The sequence below is a fragment of the Methylobacterium sp. FW102-HT35C08 genome (assembly GCF_058790235.1).
The window spans coordinates 2,556,565-2,570,717 of sequence record NZ_JBYTCL010000002.1 but is presented as its reverse complement, the minus strand read 5'-3'; the positions used below and the strand labels follow the sequence as shown (position 1 = coordinate 2,570,717).

Below are 14,153 nucleotides of genomic sequence, written 5' to 3'. Positions count from 1 at the left end.
CGGAGCCCGATGATGACTGCTCCCGTCACCGCGGCCTCCGTGGCCCTCGACGGCGGCGTGCTCGCCGCCGAGGACGTGACCCACGGTCCCGAAGCCGCCTTCGCCCCCTCCCGCGGCTTCTGGGGCCATGTCGGCCACCGGCTGGTGCGCGACCCCGTCGCCATGGGCGCCGGCGCCCTGATCCTGCTCGTCGTGATCATCGCGATCCTGTCGCCCTGGATCACCCCGATGGATCCCTACAAGGGCTCGATGCTGCGCCGGCTGAAGCATGTCGGCGACGCCACGTACTGGCTGGGCTCCGACGAGCTCGGGCGCGACATGATCAGCCGGCTGATGCTGGGCTCGCGGCTGTCGCTGTTCATCGGCGTCACCCCGGTGCTGATCGCCTTCGTGATCGGCTCGGCCATCGGCATCCTGGCGGGCTATGTCGGCGGCTGGACCAACACGATCCTGATGCGCACCATCGACGTGTTCTTCGCCTTCCCGTCGGTGCTGCTGGCGATCGCCCTCTCGGGGGCGCTCGGCGCCGGCATCTTCAACTCGATCGTCTCGCTGACCTGCGTGTTCGTGCCCCAGATCGCCCGGGTCGCCGAGAGCGTCACCACGGGGATCCGCCGCCGCGACTACATCGACGCCGCCAAGCTGTCGGGGGCCTCGGCGCTGACGATCATGCGCGTGCAGGTGCTCGGCAATGTCATCGGCCCGATCTTCGTCTACGCGACCAGCCTGATTTCGGTCTCGATGATCCTGGCCTCGGGCCTCTCGTTCCTCGGCCTCGGCGTGCGCCCGCCCGAGCCCGAATGGGGCCTGATGCTCAACACCCTGCGCACCGCGATCTACGTCAATCCGGTCGTGGCCGCCCTTCCAGGTGTCTGCATCTTCGTCGTCTCGATCGCCTTCAACCTGTTCTCGGACGGCCTGCGCGCCGCCATGGAGATTCGCCAGTGAGCGTCATCCCGGACGCCTCCGATCCGTTCGCCCGCGACCGCGGCGGACCCGCCCAGCCGCTCCTGTCGGTCTCAGGGCTGATCAAGCACTTCCCGGTCCGCAAGGCCGGCGGCAAGAAACAGGTCGTGCGCGCCGTCGACGGCGTCGATTTCGACGTCCTGAAGGGGGAGACGCTCGGCATCGTCGGCGAGTCCGGCTGCGGGAAGTCGACCACCGCCAAGCTGCTCATGGGCCTGATCGCGCGCGATTCCGGCGAGATGCTCTACGACGGCCAGGCGATCGGCGAGCGCGCCATGCCGTGGCGGGCCTACCGCCGGCAGGTCCAGATGGTGTTCCAGGACAGCTACGCCTCGCTCAACCCGCGCATGACGGTGGAGCAGTCGATCGCCTTCGGCCCGAAGGTCAACGGCGTGCCCGGCCGCGAGGCGGTGGAGCGGGCCCGCGCGCTGCTCGCCCGGGTCGGCCTGGAGCCGAAGCGCTTCGCCGGCCGCTACCCGCATGAGATCTCCGGCGGCCAGCGTCAGCGGGTCAACATCGCCCGCTCGCTCGCCCTGGAGCCGCGGCTGGTGCTGCTCGACGAGGCCGTGTCGGCGTTGGACAAGTCGGTGGAGGCGCAGGTGCTCAACCTGCTCCTCGATCTCAAGGCCGAATTCGGTCTGACCTACATCTTCATCAGCCACGACCTGAACGTCGTGCGCTTCATCTCGGACCGCGTGATGGTGATGTATCTCGGTCGGGTCTCCGAGATCGGCCCGTCCGACACGGTGCTCGACGCGCCGGCCCATCCCTATACCGGGGCGCTGCTCGCCTCGATGCCGTCGCTCGATCCCGACAACCGCACCCAGGCCGCGCTGCTGCAGGGCGACCCGCCGAACCCGATCGACCCGCCCACGGGGTGCCGCTTTCATCCGCGCTGCACCCTCGCGGAGGGGATCTGCAGCCAGAAGGAGCCGCCGCTCGACGCGATCCAGCCGCTGCATCGCGTCGCCTGCCTCGCCCGGCAACCCGGCTCCGGCCATTCCGCGGCGCCGACCCAGGCGCTCGCGGCATGAGCAATCCGATGTCGCCTTCAGAACCCGCGGTCGCCCTCAGGAACCTCCGGGTCGCATTCGGCAAGGTGCAGGTCGTCGACGGCGTCGATCTGACCGTCGAACGCGGGCAGGCCCTGGCGCTCATTGGCGAGTCCGGCTCGGGCAAGAGCGTGACGCTCCGCTCGATCCTCCGCCTGTTCCCGGAGGGGCGCAGCCGCATCGAAGGCCAGATCCTGGCCGCTGGGAAGGACGTGCAGGCGCTGACCAAGCGCCAGCTCGCCGACTTCCGCGGCGGCGCGGTGTCGATGATCTTCCAGGAGCCGTTGCTCGCCTTCGACCCGGTCTACACGGTCGGACGGCAGATCACCGAAGCGATCCTCCGTCATGAAAAGATCTCGAAGGACGAGGCCCGCAAGCGCGCCCTCGCTCTGTTCGAGCGGGTGCGGATCCCCAGCCCGGAGCGGCGTCTCGACAATTACCCGCACGAGATGTCGGGCGGCATGCGCCAGCGCGCCATGATCGCCCTGGCGCTCGCCTGCCGGCCGCAGGTGCTGCTCGCCGACGAGCCGACCACGGCGCTCGACGCCACGGTGCAGATCCAAGTGCTCCTGCTGCTGCGCGAATTGCAGCGCGACTTGGGCCTGTCGATCGTGATCGTCACGCACGATCTCGGCGCGGCCGTGGAAGTCGCCGACCGGATCGCCGTGATGTACGCGGGCAAGATCGTCGAGACCGGGACCGCCCATCAGGTGGTCCTGAACCCGCACCACCCCTACACGATCGGCCTGCTGCGCAGCCGGGCCGAGGGGGCGCTGGCCAAAGGCTCCCGCCTGCAAACGATCCCGGGGAGCCCGCCCGATCTCGCCAATCGTCCGCCGGGCTGTCCCTTCGCGCCGCGCTGCTTCCTCGCCGAAGAGCGCTGCCGCCGGGAGATGCCGCCGGTGGGCGAGATCGCCCCCGGCCATCAGGTCGCGTGCTGGCGGACCGAGGAGGCGTCGGCCGCCTATCGCGCCGGCCCGACCCCGGTCCGTGCCGCGGAGCCGGTCCCGGCCTGAGCCGCCTCGCCGCGCGGATCCGGTTCAAGAACCCGGATCCGCGCGGCGCGCCGTGGCCGGCGTCATTCCAGGGCGCGGCGGGGCAGCCCCGGGATAAGGCCGCAGGATCCGGCGATCCCGCCGTCGTCACACCTTCAGCACGGGTTCGGCGATGTCGCCGCCGCCGCCCCGGGCCTTCAGGTAATCCGGCTGGAACAGGCACATCCGCACAGCGTCCCGATAGCGCCCGTTGACGAAGAATTCGTCCTTCAGCACACCTTCGGGCCGGAAGCCGCAACGCTCGTAGATCCGCACCGCCCGGGCATTGTCCCGGTCGACGTGCAGGTAGAGCTTGTGGATGTTGAGCACGCTGAACGCGTAGTCCATGGCGATCCGGGTCGCCTGCCAGGCATAGCCGCGCCCCTGGAAGCTCGGGTGGATCGCGATCTGGAACTCGCAGCGCCGGTGAAGGTGGTTGATCTCGACGAGCTCGATCAGCCCGGCCGGCTCGCCGCCGGGATCTGCCACGATGAAGCGGCGCTCGGTCTGGTTGTGGATGTTGCGCTCGTAGAGCTGCTGCAGTTCGGCGAAGGACTCGTAGGCCTCCTCGAACCAGTAGCGCATGATGCTGTCGTTGTTGTTGAGCTGGTGGACGAAGCGCAGGTCCTCCCGCTCAAGCGGCCGCAGCTTGATGGTGATTCCGGTCACCGCGTTCATGACGCATAGGCCTCAATCAGGTTGCGCAGGAACCGCTCGCCCTGGCCGAGGGCGTCGAGGGTGATGAACTCGTCGGGCTGGTGGGCCTGCGCGATGTCGCCCGGCCCGCAGACCACGGTCGGGATCCCTGCGGCCTGGAACTGCCCGGCCTCCGTCGCATAGGGGACCGCGATGGTGCGGTTGCGCCCGGCCAGCCGCAGGCAGAGCCGCTCGGCCTCGGATCCCGGCTCGGGGGCGAGGCCAGGAATGTCGACCTCCTCCAGGGTCTCGATCCGCCCGAACGCGCCGTAGCGGTTGAGGCGCTCGCGCGTCACCCGCTCGACCTCCGCCGCGAAGAGCCGCGGGATCTCGGCCGGGTCGAGGTCCGGCAGGCCGCGATACTCCCAATGGAAACGGCACTCCTTGGCCAGGATGTTCCGGGCGGTGCCGCCGTGGATCGTCCCGACATGGACCGTGGTCGAGGCCGGGTCGAACCGCCCCGACGGGTCGCCGCGCTCGATCATCAGATCGGCGATCCGGTTCAGGCCGGCGACGAGCTCGCAGGCCGCCGTCACGGCGTTCGCCCCGAGGGCGGGCCGCGCCGAATGGGCCTCATGCCCGTGGACGGTGGTGAGGCAGGTGACGATGCTCTTGTGCGCGTCCGCCACCTCCATGCCGGTGGGCTCGCCGACGATCACGGCGCCCGGCCGTGGCAGGTCGGCCCCGAAGCGGGCGATCCCGTCCATGGAGCCCAGGCAGGTCGTCTCCTCGTCGTAGGAGAGCAGGATGTGGATCGGCCGCTTCAGGTCGGCAGCCAGCATGTCGGGCACCAGCGCGAGCGCCAGGGCGTCGAAGCCCTTCATGTCGACGGCGCCCCGCCCGTAGGCCCGGCCGTCGGCGACACGCAGCGTGAACGGGTCGCCGGTCCAGGCCTGCCCCGCAACCGGCACCACGTCGGTATGACCGGACAGGACGACGCCGCCATCGACCACCGGGCCGATGGTCGCGAGAACGGCCGCCTTGTCGCCTGCGGCGTTCGGCAGGCGCAGGTACGGAACGCCCCAGCCATCCAGGTAGCCGCAGACGGACTCGATCAGCGCCAGATTGGACTTGTCGCTCTCCGTGTCGAAGGACACGAGGCGGGCCAGCATGTCGAGCGTGCTCAGCCGCTCGCCGGTCGCAGGCATGGATTCCTCCGGAGCGGGGCCCCGGGCCGGGGCCTCAGTGCAGGCTGCGGCGGACGTGCGGGCTGTCGAGGGAGAAGGCGGGGATCTCCGCCTCGAAGCTCTCACCGGCCACCGTCGCCATGGTGTAGCTGCCGGCCATCAACCCGTCGGGCGTGTTGAGCGGGCAGCCACTCGTGTAGCAGAAGGTCTCGCCCGGCTCCAGCACCGGCTGCTTGCCGACGACTCCGGTGCCGCGCACCTCCTGGCAGGCACCGTGCCCGTCGATGATGCGCCAGTGGCGGGAGCGCAGCTGCACCTGTTCGCTGCCGTTATTTACGATCTCGACCGTATAAGCGAAGAAATACCGGCTCTCGTTCGGCGAGGATTCCTCCTCAACGAAGCGGGACTGGACCGTCACGCTGATTCCCCGAGTCTCGGCCTTGTACATCGCCCTAATAGGCCCTTCTTCGGACGGTTCGATTCGCTGAAGCCGAACGGAACGCGCTTCACCCGGGGGTGGTAGTTGGCGCCGGAATCCCCGTCAATCGCGGTGGACTACCTCGCGGGACGCCGATCCGCCTCGCAGGCTCCGCCGCGCACGGGCCGCGGGGTGCGGCACGATGAGGCGCGGCGCGGGTTAAGCCCGCATTAGCCAGTCCCGGCGGAAAACGGGCGAGGGACGCGGACCTGCCGGGGCGCGCGAAGGAGTCAGGCGCGATGAACGCGGGCGCACGCAGAGGAGCCGCCGATTCGGGCGTGAAAGGCAGCGCCGGGATCCTGCCGGCCCAGGCGATCGCCGAACTCGCTGCGGCGGGCGGCATCCGCACCGCGCGCGCCTTCGCGGCCGATCAGATCCAGCCGGCAAGCCTCGATCTGCGCCTCGGCGACAAGGCCTACCGCGTCCGCACGAGCTTCCTGCCCGGGTCGGGTCGCACGGTCCAGGCCTGCGTCGAGCGGCTGTCGCTCCACGCGATCGATCTGCGCCCCGGCGCGGTCCTGGAAACGGGCTGCGTCTACATCGCCGAATTGCAGGAAGGCCTGGCGCTTCCGGCCGACCTCGCGGCCGCGGCGAACCCGAAGAGCTCGACCGGGCGCATCGACGTGTTCACCCGGGTGATCACCGACCGGGGTGAGGCTTTCGACCAGGTCGAGCCCGGCTACACCGGCCCGCTCTACGCGGAGATCTCGCCGCGCACCTTCCCGGTCCTGGTCCGCACCGGCTCGCGCCTGTCGCAGATCCGCTTCCGCCGCGGCGCGCCGCGCCTGACGGAAGCCGAGCTCGGCCTGCTCCACGCCCGCTCGGCGCTGGTCGATGCGGGCAGCCCGTCCTTCCAGGGCGGCGTCGCGGTCTCGGTCGACCTGTCCGGATTCGACGGGCTCGTCGGGTATCGCGCCAAGCGCCACACCGGCCTCGTCGACGTGGACGCCCCCGGGCGCCACCGGGCCGCGGATTTCTGGGAGCCGCTCGCCGCCGACGGCTCGGGCAGTCTAATCCTCGATCCAGGCCAGTTCTACATCCTGGCCTCGAAGGAATCGGTGCAGGTCCCGCCGGACCACGCCGCCGAGATGGTGCCGTTCGATCCCCTGGTGGGCGAGTTCCGGGTCCACTACGCCGGCTTCTTCGATCCGGGCTTCGGCTATGCCGGGGCCGGCGGCGAGGGTGCCCGCGCCGTGCTGGAGGTCCGCTCGCGCGACGTGCCGTTCTTGCTCGAGGATGGCCAGATCGTCGGCCGCCTCGTCTACGAGCGGATGCTCGATTTGCCGGAAACGCTCTACGGGGCAGGGGCCGGCTCGAACTACCAGGCCCAGGGCCTCAAGCTCTCGAAGCACTTCGTCCTGTAGGCGGGGTGCGGATCCACCGACGGGAGCCTCGATCGCATGGATGCGGTGGACCGAAAGATCCTGGACATCCTCCAGCAGGACGCGACGCTCCCGGTGGCGGAACTCGCCGAGCGGGTCGGCGTCAGCGCGGCCCCGTGCTGGCGCCGGGTGAAGAAGCTGGAAGCGTCCGGCGTCATCCGCCGCCGGGTGGCGCTGGTCGATCGCCGCAAGGTCAACGTGCCGACGACGGTCTTCGTGGCCGTGAAGGCGCCCCGCCACGCCGCCGACTGGTCCGATGCCTTCCGGCGGGTCGTCGCCGGTTTCCCCGAGATCGTCGAGGCGTGGCGCCTGACCGGCGAGATCGATTACCTGCTGCGCATCGTCGTGCCCGACATCGAGGCCTACGACGCGGTCTATCAGCGCCTGATCGCCAAGCTCGAGTTCTCGAACCTGTCGTCCTCCATCGCCATGGAAGAGATGAAGTATACGACGGCGGTCCCGACGATCTACGTGGCGTAGGCGGAGACGGGCTCGCCCCGATCTGGCGCTCGCGCGGTGGGACCCGCGGCCGTCACCCCGCCGCGACCGCGTAGGTGCGGTGGATCGACGAGGCCTGCACCCGGTGGTCGTACCCGTAGACGTGGATCGACACGGCCGCCTCGGGCCCGTCATTGGCGATCCGGTGCAGGTTCGGGCCGGACGGCATCATGCAGGCCACGAAGCCGGGCGTGCGGACCGCGTCCCGGGTCGCCACGGCATGCGTGTCGCTGATCGCGCGGTACCAGGTCTCGCGGAGGTTTCCGCGGAGCAGGCCGAAGCAGCACGAGCAATGATGGTCGTGAACCGGCGTAATGGCCCCGGGTGCCCAGACCATTGCCCAGACACTCAACGCCTCGGTGCCGAACAGCAGGTTGCGCGAGAGGCCTTCGCCGTGCGCCGTCAGCCGCGACGGGTCGAGCAGCTCCGGCCGGGCCAGGAGGCGCAGAAGGGTCGCGCGGGCCGAGGCGAGATAGGCGTCCGGTGTGCGGCGGGCCGAGACGGCAAGATCGGCCATCATCGCCGCTACTTCGGCCGAGACGGTTGGCTGCGTCATCACCACGCTCCGAGCACGTTTTGAGGCTGCGCGGAGCGTAGCGCACAGGGACCGCCACGCGTTTGCGAAGTTCGCCGCCATTCCGCTCGCGGGCGCAATCTGATTGCGCAAGAGAGGCGAAAAGCGAAATCGGCTGCCAACGGTCCAATAATCCGCGAAACGATGGGTTCGACCGCCGGCCGCGGGTGCGGCGGCGCTCGTCATCGGCGCTCGGTCACAGGATCGAACGGGCCGCACCGCGGCTCAGGAGCTGGCGACGGACCGCTCGAAGGCGCGCACCAAGTCGATGTCGAGCTTGCCTTCCATACCGTAGAGGATCTCCATCGCCTTCGCGGACGGCATGGGCGCCCGGTAGGGGCGGCGCTCCACAAGGGCCGCGTAGACGTCGCAGACGGTGATCAGGCGGACGATGTCGCGGATGGCCTCGCCCTTCAGCCCGTCCGGGTAGCCCGAGCCGTCCAGCATCTCGTGATGGTGGCGCACCACCGTGAGGACCGTCTCGTCGAACCCGCCGGCCTTGACCAGGATCTCGTGGCCGAGGGCCGCGTGCTCGCGCATCACCGCGCGCTCGCCCGGATCGAGGGGCCCGGGCTTGTTCAGGATCGACAGGGGGATCTTGGCCTTGCCGACGTCGTGGACCAGGGCGGCGCGGACGAGGTGCTCGCGATCCGCCGTCGAGAATCCCAGGTCGATCGCGAAGGTGGCCGCGAGGCCCGCAACCAGCAGGCAGTGCTGGTAGGTCGCGTCGTCGTAGGCGCGCACGGTCTCGAGCCAGGCTTTGAGGCCGCCGGTGCCGATCGCCCCGAGGATCGGCTCCAGGGTGGCGTCGATGACGGCCGCGTCGACGGTGCCGTGGTCCCGCGCCGAGTCGAGCAGGTTGGCGATGGCGGCGCTCGCTCGGCCGGCGGCCTGGACGACGACCGGGCTGCCCGTCACGGGCCGGCTCGACGTCTGCGGCGCCGCGGGCCGGAGTTGCGTCTGCAGCGCCTCGACCACCGTGGCGACCGGCGTATCCATCGGCAGGCACAGCCGCCCGCCGAGATTGCGCGCCACGGACAGGCTGCGCTGGCCCATGCTGCGCATCAGGAAGACGCGGGGGAGCCCAGGGTTCGCCGCGATGAGGTTCCGCAGACCGGTGAGCGGCGAGGGTAGCAGGTCGAAGTCGATGACCACGCCAACGCATGGGACCGGCGGTGGCGGCTCGGAGGCGCTGATCACCGTGCAGGGGGCGATCTGCGCGAGCGCGTGCAGCAGATCGGCGCGGCTGTCCGGCTGGTCGGTGTAGAGGACGAGCGTGCCCGCGCGCATCTGGGTCTTGGCGAGGAAGGACACCGCCGGGTTCGGCCGGGGCATCGGGTTCCGTGTGTTAGCACACGGATCTTGCCAGAGCTTTACGGGCGACGCGCGTCAGCCGGCAGCCGCCGCGTCGAGGAGCCACGCCACCTGGCCCGCGCTGGTCACGCGGCCCGCGGGGAGATCCGCGCCTGCGGCGAGGCGGGCGAGCGGCGCCCGCTTGCCGGCACCGGTCACGAGGAACAGCACGTGCCGGGACGAGGCGAGCGCCGGGAAGGTGAGGGTGATCCGCGGCACGAACGGCGCCAGCCCGGCCTCCGGCACGGGCGCGACGAGCCGCGCGGTCTCATCCACGGCCGGCTTGCCGGGAAACAGCGAGGCGGTGTGGCCGTCCTCGCCGAGACCGAGGAGCACGAGGTCGAAGAGCGGCCGTGCGGGGTCGAGACTGTCGGCTCCGTAGAAGTCCAGCAGCGCGCGCTCATAGGCCCGGGCGCCCGCCTCCGCGCCTTCATCCGACGGGATGAAGTGCAGGTGGGTCGGCGGGATCGAAGCGCCGTGACCGAACGCCTCGCGGACCATCCGGACGTTGCTGCGCGCGTCGTCCCACGGGACAACCCGGTCGTCGCCGAAGAACCAGTGGACCCGCTCCCACGGCACCCGTGTCGCGTAGTCCGGGCCGGCGAGCAGCCCGTAGAGCACCTTGGGCGTCGAGCCGCCCGACAGGCAGATCGCGATCCGCTCGGACCGGCTCTCGCCGCAGGCCACGATCAGCCGCTCGGCCGCCTCGCGGGCGACGGCCTCGGGATCCTTCAGGACATGGGTGCCGGCGGGAAGGCTCATGGAACGCCCCTACTTCTTCGGCTCCTGGTGGCCGCCGAAGCCCTTGCGCATCGCCGAGAGGAGCTTGTCGGCGTAGCTCTCGTGCTCGCGGGAGCGGAAGCGGCGGTACAGAGCCGCGGACAGCACGGTGGCCGGCACGCTCTCCTCGATGGCGGCATTGATGGTCCAGCGCCCTTCGCCGGAATCCTCCACGTAGCCGGAGAAATCCGTGAGTTGCTCGTCGCCCGCCAGCGCCTGGGCGGTGAGGTCGAGGAGCCAAGAGGAGACGACGCTGCCGCGCCGCCAGACCTCGGCGATGTCGCCCATGTTGAGGTCGAAGCGGCGCTCGGCCGGCAGCGCCTCGGAATTGGCGTGGCGGAGGATGTCGAACCCCTCCGCGTAGGCCTGCATCAGGCCGTACTCGATGCCGTTATGGACCATCTTTACGAAATGGCCGGCGCCGGTCGGCCCGGCATGGATGTAGCCCTGCTCGGCGCGTGGGTCGCGGCCGTCGCGGTTCGGGGTCTTGGGAATGTCGCCGATGCCCGGCGCCAGGGTCTTGAAGATCGGGTCGAGGCGGTCGACCGTCGCGGTGTCGCCGCCGATCATCATGCAGTAGCCGCGCTCCAGCCCCCAGACGCCGCCCGAGGTGCCGACATCGACGTAGTGCTGGCCCTTCTCCTTCAGGGCGAGGCCGCGGCGGACGTCGTCGCCGTAGAAGGAGTTGCCGCCGTCGATGATGCAGTCACCGGACTGCATCAGGCCCGAGAGGGTCTGGACCGCCTCCTCGGTGATCGCGCCCGCCGGCAGCATCACCCAGGCCGCGCGCGGCACCTCCAGCTTGGAGACCAGATCCTCCAGGCTCGACGCGCCGACCGCTCCAGCCTCGACCAGGGCGGCGACCGCGGACGGGTTCTGGTCGAACACGACGGCCGTGTGCCCGTCCCGCAGGAGGCGCCGGACGATGTTGCCGCCCATCCGGCCGAGGCCGATCATGCCGAGTTGCATCTTCGATCTCCTCAGATGTCCCCTCCCGCTTGCGGGCAGGGTCAGGGGTGGGCGTGTTTCAGGGTCGCGTGGCGCAGAGACTCCTGCACCACCCTCTCAGTCATCCCGGGGCCGCGCAGCGGCGCCCGGGATCCAGAGCCGCCGTTGCGCTCAGACCTTGCGCCACAGGCGGTTCTGGATTGCCCGCCTCCGGCGTTCCCCGTCGGGTCCGGGCTCGGCTTCGCCGCCCCGGAACGACAGCGGAAGTCATCACCGTGCGAGGAGATGAATTTTCCAACCTTTGTAGCCCGTAGCCGCAGGCGAGCGGAGTGGGGCGCACCTACGCCACCGCCGCCTTCAGCGCCGCCGCGATACGCTTCAGGCCGGCCTCGAGATCGCCCTTGATGTGGACCCGCAGCGCGCGCCGGCCGCGCTCGGCGAGCACCGCGAAATCGCCCCGCGCCTGCGCGGCCGCCACGGTGGCGAAACCGAGCTTGCGGCCGGGAATCGGCAGGTCCTGCGTCGGATCGGCGGTGATCTGGAGGAACACCCCGGTATCCGGGCCGCCCTTGTAGGCTTGGCCGGTGGAGTGCAGGAACCGAGGCCCGAATTCCAGGCAGGTCGCCACCTTCCGCGCATCGCGCACCGCGATCCGCGCCTCCTGCAGGATGCCGGCCGTCGCGGCGTTGCGCGGCACGTAGGCGAGCAGGCCCAGATAATCGCCGTCCTTGAGCCGGGCGAGCTGTGCCTTGAGGGCGGGTTCCAGGCCTTCGGCCGCCTGCTTCAACCCGTCCGCATTCTGCGGGTCGGCGTAGAGCGCGATCGCGTCGTCTGAGAAGAGCGGCGTCTCCGAGGGGAGGGCGCCGCTCGCCTCGGCCTCCGCGAACAGCTTCTTGGTCTCGACCTTGCTGGCCTCGACATCCGGCTGGTCGAACGGGTTGATGCCGATCACCGCGCCCGCAACCGCGGTCGCCATCTCCAGGCGATAGAATTCCTGGGGCAGCTGCTCGATCCGGTCGAGGGTGATGCGGGCGATCGGGTGGCCGTCCCGCTCCAGGGCGCGCAGGGCTTCGTCCTGCGCCGCCTCCGCCTGGCCGTCGAGGCGCAGGTAGATGAAGAACCGGTCGCGGCCGTAGACCGCCGGAACATCGACCGGCTCCCCGTCCACCGGCACGAGGCCCTTGCCCTGCTTGCCGGTCGACTCTGCGATGAGCTGCTCGGCCCAGGCACCGAAGCTGTCGAGGGCCGGCGAGGCAATGATCGTGACTTTGTCGCGCCCGGCCAGAGCGGCCGCGCCGATGGCGGTCCCGAGCAGCACGCCCGGATTCACGGCCGGAGGCACTGCCGGGCCGCAGGAGCGGACCATGATGCGGGCGGTCTCGAGCAGCGCCTTGACGTCGAGGCCCATGGCGGCCGCCGGCACGAGGCCGAAGGCCGAGAGCACCGAGTAGCGCCCGCCGATCTGCTTCACCCCGTAGAAGATCTTCTTGAAGTGGTCGGCCTTGGCGGCGCGCTCCATGTCGGAGCCGGGATCGGTCACCGCCACGAAGTGTTCCCCGGCCTTCTCGCCGAGCACGTCCTTCGCGCGAGCCAGGAAGTAATCGCGAAACACGTTGGGCTCCAACGTCGAGCCGGACTTCGACGAGACGATGAACAGAGTCTTGGCCAGATCGATGCTCGCCTCCAGGGCGCGCACCTGATCCGGGTGGGTCGAGTCGAGGATCTGCAGCTTCGGGAAGCCCTCGCGCGGGCCGTAGGTCAGGCTCAGCACCTCCGGGCCGAGGCTCGACCCGCCCATGCCCAGCACCACCGCGTCGGTGAAGCCTTCGGCCTTCACCCACTCGGAGAAGGCAGCGTAGTCGGCGGCCTTCTCCAGTTCCTCCTCGACGATGTGCAGCCAGCCGAGCCAGTTCGCCTCGTCGTGGCCGGACCAGACCGAGGCGTCCCCCGCCCAGAGCCGGCGGATCGAACCGCTGGCGCGCCAGGATTCGACGGTCTTCTTGGCATCGGCCGCGAGGGTGTCGTCCATCGCGAGGGTCTGGCCGTCGAGGCGCTGGCCGAGCAGGGCCGCGCGCTTGCCGGCCACCGCGCCGAGCAGGTTGTCGGCCGCGTCGATGAAGAGCTGCACGCCCTCGCGCACCAGCTGCTCGGCGACCTTCTCGATGTCGATGCCGGTCCGCGCGAGCCGGGCCATCACGGCCTCGGCGCCGGGCACGTCTTCCTCGATGGTTGCCCGCACCACGCCGTGGTCGCGGAACGCGTCCATGGTGGCGGGCGGCATGGTGTTGACGGTGTTCGGGCCGATCAGCTCCTCGACGTACAGGACGTCGGAATAGGCCTTGTTCTTCACGCCCGTGGAGGCCCAGAGCAGCCGCTGCGCCTTGGCGCCCTTCTCGGCCAGAGCGGTCCACTTGGGCTCGGCGAAGATCCGCTTGTAGCGCTGGTAGGCGAGCTTGGCGTTGGCGATCGCCACCTTACCCTTGAGCTGCTCCAGGGCGATCTTCTCGTCGGGGTCGTTGGCCTCCGCGATCTTCTCGTCGAGGAGCTTGTCGACCAGCACGTCGATGCGGCTGATGAAGAAGCTCGCCACGCTGGCGATCCGCGAGACGTCGTGGCCGGCCTTCGCGCGCGCGTCGAGGCCGTCGATGAAGGCGCGGGCCACGGCCTCGTAGGCCTCCTGCGAGAACAGCAGGGTGACGTTGATCGAGATGCCCTCGCTGGTTAGCTGCCGGATCGCCGGGATGCCCTGCGGGGTGGCCGGCACCTTGACCATCAGGTTGTCGCGGGAGACCGCCTTGTGCAGGCGCCGCGCCTCCGCGAGGGTCTCCTCGGTGTCGAGGGCGAGGTAGGGCGAGACCTCCAGGCTGACGTAGCCGTCGGCGCCGTCGCTCGCCTCGTAGACCGGGCGCAGCACGTCGGCGGCCGCCTGGATGTCGGCGATGGCGAGGCCTTCGTAGAGGTCGATGACGCGGCTGTCGCCGGTCGCCTGCACGGATTTCAGGCTGTCGTCGTACTCGTCCGAGTGGCCGATCGCCTTCTCGAAGATCGACGGGTTGGAGGTGACGCCCCGCAGGCCGTCGCGCTCCACGAGCTGCTTCAGCTCGCCTTTCGCGATGAAGCCGCGGGCCACGAAGTCGAGCCAGACCGCCTGATCCTGTTCGTCGTGCAGGGCCTTGAGCGCGTTCATGTCGATTCCTCGTCTCGCGTACCGCGTCCCGGACCCGGAACGCGTGCTCCTCCCCCATGTGGGGAGAAGTTTGGGGAT

The 14,153-nt window shown here is 70.1% G+C and carries 13 protein-coding genes; 5 read left to right on the top strand and 8 right to left on the bottom strand.

Annotation, left to right across the window (positions count from 1 at the left end):
* Nucleotides 1–12: 12 nt before the first annotated feature.
* The 3 genes from AC3WSN_RS12235 to AC3WSN_RS12225 are packed head-to-tail and all read left to right on the top strand — an operon-like array spanning nt 13 to nt 3,034.
* A complete protein-coding gene (locus AC3WSN_RS12235; protein WP_492543090.1) occupies nt 13–948 on the top strand; it encodes an ABC transporter permease in 936 nt (311 codons plus the stop codon).
* Complete coding sequence (locus tag AC3WSN_RS12230; RefSeq protein ID WP_192708946.1) at nt 945–2,000, top strand: ABC transporter ATP-binding protein; 1,056 nt, start codon at nt 945–947, stop codon at nt 1,998–2,000. Before AC3WSN_RS12235 ends, AC3WSN_RS12230 begins: the two co-directional genes overlap by 4 nt.
* Before the next feature lie 8 nt (nt 2,001–2,008).
* On the top strand, nt 2,009–3,034 hold the full coding sequence (locus tag AC3WSN_RS12225) for an ABC transporter ATP-binding protein (protein WP_192708945.1): 1,026 nt from the start codon (nt 2,009–2,011) through the stop codon (nt 3,032–3,034).
* A 126-nt stretch (nt 3,035–3,160) separates the two neighbouring features.
* On the opposite strand, the gene speG is transcribed toward AC3WSN_RS12225, so the two are convergent.
* From speG to apaG, 3 genes are read right to left on the bottom strand one after another with little or no spacing between them, the layout of a single operon-like run.
* Nucleotides 3,161–3,730: a spermidine N1-acetyltransferase gene (gene speG / locus AC3WSN_RS12220; RefSeq protein ID WP_192708944.1), complete on the bottom strand. Its 570-nt coding sequence runs from the start codon at nt 3,728–3,730 to the stop codon at nt 3,161–3,163.
* Nucleotides 3,727–4,896: an acetylornithine deacetylase gene (gene argE, locus AC3WSN_RS12215; RefSeq protein WP_492538263.1), complete on the bottom strand. Its 1,170-nt coding sequence runs from the start codon at nt 4,894–4,896 to the stop codon at nt 3,727–3,729. Before argE ends, speG begins: the two co-directional genes overlap by 4 nt.
* A gap of 34 nt (nt 4,897–4,930) precedes the next feature.
* Nucleotides 4,931–5,323 carry a Co2+/Mg2+ efflux protein ApaG gene (apaG, locus tag AC3WSN_RS12210; protein WP_192708942.1) on the bottom strand — a complete coding sequence of 131 codons (393 nt, stop codon included), beginning with the start codon at nt 5,321–5,323 and terminating at the stop codon, nt 4,931–4,933.
* A gap of 269 nt (nt 5,324–5,592) precedes the next feature.
* Between apaG and AC3WSN_RS12205 the strand changes: the two genes are divergently transcribed.
* Both AC3WSN_RS12205 and AC3WSN_RS12200 read left to right on the top strand, forming a co-directional pair.
* On the top strand, nt 5,593–6,717 hold the full coding sequence (locus AC3WSN_RS12205) for a 2'-deoxycytidine 5'-triphosphate deaminase (RefSeq protein WP_492538261.1): 1,125 nt from the start codon (nt 5,593–5,595) through the stop codon (nt 6,715–6,717).
* A gap of 36 nt (nt 6,718–6,753) precedes the next feature.
* Nucleotides 6,754–7,215, top strand: coding sequence for an Lrp/AsnC family transcriptional regulator (locus AC3WSN_RS12200; protein ID WP_192708940.1), 462 nt, complete (start codon nt 6,754–6,756; stop codon nt 7,213–7,215).
* 52 nt (nt 7,216–7,267) lie between these two features.
* Here the strand turns inward: AC3WSN_RS12200 and AC3WSN_RS12195 are convergent, their stop codons facing one another.
* The 5 genes from AC3WSN_RS12195 to AC3WSN_RS12175 form a co-directional block, all read right to left on the bottom strand.
* Nucleotides 7,268–7,789, bottom strand: coding sequence for a cysteine dioxygenase family protein (locus AC3WSN_RS12195; RefSeq protein WP_192708939.1), 522 nt, complete (start codon nt 7,787–7,789; stop codon nt 7,268–7,270).
* A gap of 243 nt (nt 7,790–8,032) precedes the next feature.
* Complete coding sequence (locus AC3WSN_RS12190; RefSeq protein ID WP_492538259.1) at nt 8,033–9,142, bottom strand: HD-GYP domain-containing protein; 1,110 nt, start codon at nt 9,140–9,142, stop codon at nt 8,033–8,035.
* A gap of 54 nt (nt 9,143–9,196) precedes the next feature.
* Nucleotides 9,197–9,922 carry a 6-phosphogluconolactonase gene (gene pgl, locus AC3WSN_RS12185; protein WP_492538257.1) on the bottom strand — a complete coding sequence of 242 codons (726 nt, stop codon included), beginning with the start codon at nt 9,920–9,922 and terminating at the stop codon, nt 9,197–9,199.
* Nucleotides 9,923–9,931: 9 nt separating this feature from the next.
* Nucleotides 9,932–10,909 (bottom strand): phosphogluconate dehydrogenase (NAD(+)-dependent, decarboxylating), encoded by a 978-nt coding sequence (gnd, locus tag AC3WSN_RS12180; RefSeq protein ID WP_192708937.1) that lies wholly within the window; start codon nt 10,907–10,909, stop codon nt 9,932–9,934.
* Nucleotides 10,910–11,228: 319 nt separating this feature from the next.
* Nucleotides 11,229–14,075, bottom strand: coding sequence for a bifunctional transaldolase/phosoglucose isomerase (locus tag AC3WSN_RS12175; RefSeq protein ID WP_492538255.1), 2,847 nt, complete (start codon nt 14,073–14,075; stop codon nt 11,229–11,231).
* Nucleotides 14,076–14,153: the final 78 nt, after the last annotated feature.